Origin of the sequence: Pelomonas sp. KK5 (assembly GCF_001984095.1) — a bacterium.
Classification (GTDB): Bacteria; Pseudomonadota; Gammaproteobacteria; order Burkholderiales; family Burkholderiaceae_C; genus KK5.
The window spans coordinates 1-447 of the sequence record NZ_LYVQ01000572.1 but is presented as its reverse complement, the minus strand read 5'-3'; the positions used below and the strand labels follow the sequence as shown (position 1 = coordinate 447).

Below are 447 nucleotides of genomic sequence, written 5' to 3'. Positions count from 1 at the left end.
CATGGGACTGCTTCGCTCGCTACCGGACTGGGGTGGATGGCCATGCTAATGGCGAAGGCTCGCTGGATGAGCCTGGGTTCCACGTTCTAGGGAGCTCTTGGACCCTCCGCTGCACCCCGCGAATCAGGGGCCGCCGGCGCGGCTGGCATAGTCCGCTCCCATGTTGAAAGGACTGTTGTACGCGCTGGCCGCCGGCCTGATGTGGGGCCTGGTGTTCGTGGCCCCGCTGCTGTTGCCCGACTACCCCGCCGCCATGCTGGCCGTGGGCCGCTACCTGGCCTTCGGGCTGATCGCGCTGCCGCTGGCGCTGATGGACCGCCGCGCGCTGCGCGAGCTGAGCCGCGCCGACTGGCTGGAGGCCTGCAAGCTCAGCGCCATCGGCAACTTCCTGTACTACCTGTGCCTGGCGGCGGCGATCCAGCGCGCCGGCGGTCCGCTGCCGACGGT

1 protein-coding gene is annotated in these 447 nt (G+C 69.8%); it reads left to right on the top strand.

Annotation, left to right across the window (positions count from 1 at the left end; all coding sequences use genetic code 11):
- Window positions 1–160: 160 nt before the first annotated feature.
- Window positions 161–447, top strand: a 287-nt coding sequence (locus B0W88_RS32295; protein ID WP_158081003.1) for an EamA family transporter, incomplete at its 3' end; no start/stop codon positions are given.